Origin of the sequence: Streptomyces scabichelini, from assembly GCF_011045015.1 — a bacterium.
GTDB classification, from domain to species: Bacteria; Actinomycetota; Actinomycetes; order Streptomycetales; family Streptomycetaceae; genus Streptomyces; species Streptomyces scabichelini.
In genome coordinates this window covers 1-3,595 of sequence record NZ_JAAKZY010000406.1, presented here as the reverse complement: position 1 = coordinate 3,595, position 3,595 = coordinate 1, and the positions used below count along the sequence as shown (strand labels likewise).

Here is a 3,595-nt window from a genome sequence, read left to right as displayed (position 1 = left end):
CTCTCCTTCCGAGGAGAAGCGGGGCGGGGAGACAAGGCGAGGGGTGACAATGAGGCGGACGCCGGGCCGGCCGACTGCGACTCGGCCGGCCCGGCGTCCTCCGTTGTGTGTCGTGCGTCGTGCCGTCAGCAGCTGGCGGTCAGATAGTCCTCGGTCGGTGCGAGCATCTGCCCGGCCCAGACCGTGTGCATCTTCACGTAGCTGTCGGCGTCGAGCAGGTCGGTGATCTGCTGACCGGGCGACTCCTCCAGATGTGCCTTGTTGATGTGCTGGAGCAGCACACTGAGGGTGTCGTCGGCGACCGTGCCCGCGCCCTCGGTGGCGGGCGTGAGGATGCTCTCGATCCACACGGTGTGCGTCTTGATGTACGAGTCGAGAGCCAGCGCGTCCTGCACCTGCTCACCCGGCGAACGCTCCAGGTGCGCGGTGTTGAGGTGCATCAGGATCGGCATCAGTACGTCCTGGACGCTGGCGCACTGCTCGTCGTCACCCGAGCCGTCAGAACCACCGGAGTCACCAGAACCACCAGAGCCACCGGAGGTGCTGCCACCGGACGTACCTCCGGTGCCGCCGCCGCTCGAATGACCGGAGCCGCCCGAGTCGGAGCCGCCGCCGGACCCGCCCGACGTACCGCCGGATCCGCCGGACGTACCGCCCGAACCGCCCGATCCGCCGGAACCGCCGCCACTGTCCTCCTCGACGACCTTCACCGACGCCACCATGTCCGGATGCACCGCGCAGTAGTACTCGTACGTCCCCGCCGTGGTGAAGGTGTACGACCAGGAGTCGCCCTTCTCCAAGGTGCCCGAGTCGAACTTCTTCGGCCCCTTGGTGGTGGTGACCGTGTGCGGGGCCTCGTCGTGGTTGGTCCACTGGACGGTCTCGCCGACCTTGACGACGAGCTGCTTTCCGTCGCCGAACTTGTTGCCCATGATGTCGACTTGGTGGTCGGGCGCGGCCGCCGCGGCCGGCTGTGCCTCGGCCGCCGCCGCGGGCGCCTGCGCGGCGGCCGAGTCGGCCGTCGAGCCTGTCGACGAGGAGCCGGAGGCCGCCTGGAGCAGTCCCAGGCTGAGCACCGCGGCCAGCGCCGCGCCGAGTCCGGTGACGATCAGGACCCGGTTCCCGGCAGGCGCCCGGCGGCGGCGTTCACCGGTGTCTTCGGTGTCTTCTTGTTTGTCGTTTCTGCGCATGCGCATGGAAGCAACTCCTTTTGCTCTATGGGGAGTTCAACGGCCGGGATCGGCCGTCACCAGCAGACTCGTCACGGCCAGCACGACGAGGACGAGCCCCGTCTCGGCCGCGACCGAGTAACCGAAGGGCCGCACGGTGGCGGCGTCGCCGCGCAGCAGCACGGCGAGATCGAGACGGGTGCGCACCCACCGGCGGCTCTGCCACGCCGCCGCCAGGACGACCGCGAGTACGGCGGTCTTGAGCAGGAGCAGCCGCCCGTACGAGGTGTGCAGCAGAGCGCCGTACGAGCCCACGACCTGCCAGGCCAGCACCAGCCCGGCGGCGACGATCGCGGCCACGGACGCGCCCGCGAGCTTGGAGTAGCCGGGCACGACCAGCGCCAGCTCGTCGGGGTCCCGGCGCGGCAGCACGGCGACCGCGAGCATGGCCAGACCGCCGATCCACAGGCTCGCGCCGAGCAGATGGACGAGGTCGGCGACCGCACCCCAAGTCGGCCTGCCGCCCTCGGAGTTGTGGCCGACCATGCCGGTCGTACGCAGCAGCCCGAGCGTGACGGCGAGTGCGCCCACGCGCCAGCCCGGCGAGCGGGCCGTACTCCCGCCGCCCTGAAGCAGCGCGCTCAGCACCACGGCGGCGAGCACCCACAGCAGGCCGCGGGCGGCGAGCGCGATACCCGGCTCGGTGGTGAGGACTTCGGCGTACGTCGCCGGGGTGAGCGCATCGCCGAGGCCGCCCAACTCGGCGTACGCACCCTGGAGTCCGAGCGTCGCGACGGTGGACAGCAGTCCGGCCGTCCAGGCCAGCGCGAGCAGTCTCCTGGCCCGGCGCTCGCCCGCGCCCTGGGGCCACAGCAGCGCGACGAAGGCCAGCCCGCCGACGAAGAGGGCCAGCGAGAGGTAACCGGCCCAGCGAGCGGCGACGAGGCCTTTCCGCACCGAGGGGGACAGTGCGGGAGCGGCCTCGTCGCCGCGGTCCTCGGCGGCGGCCGTCGTACCGATGCGGAAGCTGAGACGGCCGGAGGAGACGTGTCCGTCCTCCTCGTCGACGACGGACCAGGTGACGGCGAGCGTCTGGTCGGCGGCTGCGGGCAGGGAGACGCGCACGGTGTCGGCGTTCCGGCGCGGCGCCCGGGCCAGGGGCAGCCGGTCGCCGTCCACGGTCATCACGCGTACGTCGGTCAGCTCGACCGGTTCGTCGAAGGTGAGGGTGAGGTGGTCGGGCGTGCGGTCGAGTTCCGCGCCGTCCTTGGGAGTTGAGCGGACCAGTTCGGTGTGGGCGGAGGCGGGGACCGTGCCGAGGAACCCGTAGAGGAGGCCGGCGAGGAGGAGCAGCAGGAGGGAGCGCCCCCGGGCCGTCATGGCGTGACCTCCGGCGTGACCTTCGGTGTGACCTCCGGGGTGGCGAGTCCGACGCAGGGGGATGGCTGCGGTTCGGGGGCCGAGGCGTCGTCCGTGCCGGTCGCGTCCGTACCGGTTTCACCGGTGTTGCCGATGATGTCCAGCAGCTGTCCGCCGAGTCCCGCGACCCCGGTCAGGAGCGGCCGCACGAGGCGTACCTCGCCGTCCTCGCATGAGGTGTCGCCGGAGTCGCCGGGTGGCTCCGGGCGCGCGGAGCCGGGCGGCTTGGGCCCGGGCGGGTTCGTACCGTCTCCGTCGTGTCCGTGCCCGGAGCCTGCGCCGCCCGTCGACCCGTGCCCGGCATGACCGCCGCCACCGACCGGCAGCTCACCCATACCTCCCGGCAACACCCCGCCGCCGACCGGGACTTGGCCCCCCGGCTGCACCGCACCCGGCGCGGAATCCGCCGGCGCCGGAGCGGGCGGGGCCGAGGTGGCCGGAGGCAACGGGGGCGGGGCGACGGCCCGGGCGGAATCGGGCGTCGTCGCCCCGATCCCCGACGCGTAACCGAGCACGATCACCACGGCGCCGACGAGCACCCCGGCGACCACCTCGTCACGGTGATCCCTCGGCCAGTCCGCTCTGCGGAACAACGGCATGATCACTCCTGGCATGGTCCGGTCATTCCGGTCAATGAATGCGGACCAGTGGAGTGCGGGTCGGATTCGGTGCGGCTACGCGTCGGTTAATCGGCTGTTGCAGGACCTCTCTTTCAGTGGTGCCCCTGCTGTGAGAACGGGCTACACCGACGCTATTCCGCGCAATGCGCCTGTGAAGAATTCGCGTGCACGGCACGGCAATTCCAGCACATTACTCGAATGGAATTCGAACCCTTTGGGAGGGCTTTGAAAGGGCGCTGTGTTGAGCATATGGCTGGTGGAGACCGGCCTCGGGGCGGTTGCCGAGAGGGCGAGGGGTGAGGGGGCAGAGGGGTGCCGCAGGGTGCCGACGCCTCGGACCGGTGGCAGGGCGGGGACGGCCCGCTTATGCACTACCGGGTAATCGGG

3 protein-coding genes are annotated in these 3,595 nt (G+C 71.3%); all 3 read right to left on the bottom strand.

Annotation, left to right across the window (positions count from 1 at the left end; genetic code table 11):
- Window positions 1-125: 125 nt before the first annotated feature.
- The 3 genes from G5C60_RS49970 to G5C60_RS49960 are packed head-to-tail and all read right to left on the bottom strand — an operon-like array spanning window position 126 to window position 3,202.
- Window positions 126-1,196 carry a cupredoxin domain-containing protein gene (locus G5C60_RS49970; protein WP_241267653.1) on the bottom strand — a complete coding sequence of 357 codons (1,071 nt, stop codon included), beginning with the start codon at window positions 1,194-1,196 and terminating at the stop codon, window positions 126-128.
- A gap of 30 nt (window positions 1,197-1,226) precedes the next feature.
- Complete coding sequence (locus G5C60_RS49965; protein WP_165270849.1) at window positions 1,227-2,549, bottom strand: copper resistance CopC/CopD family protein; 1,323 nt, start codon at window positions 2,547-2,549, stop codon at window positions 1,227-1,229.
- Window positions 2,546-3,202: a hypothetical protein gene (locus G5C60_RS49960; RefSeq protein WP_241267652.1), complete on the bottom strand. Its 657-nt coding sequence runs from the start codon at window positions 3,200-3,202 to the stop codon at window positions 2,546-2,548. Before G5C60_RS49960 ends, G5C60_RS49965 begins: the two co-directional genes overlap by 4 nt.
- Window positions 3,203-3,595: the final 393 nt, after the last annotated feature.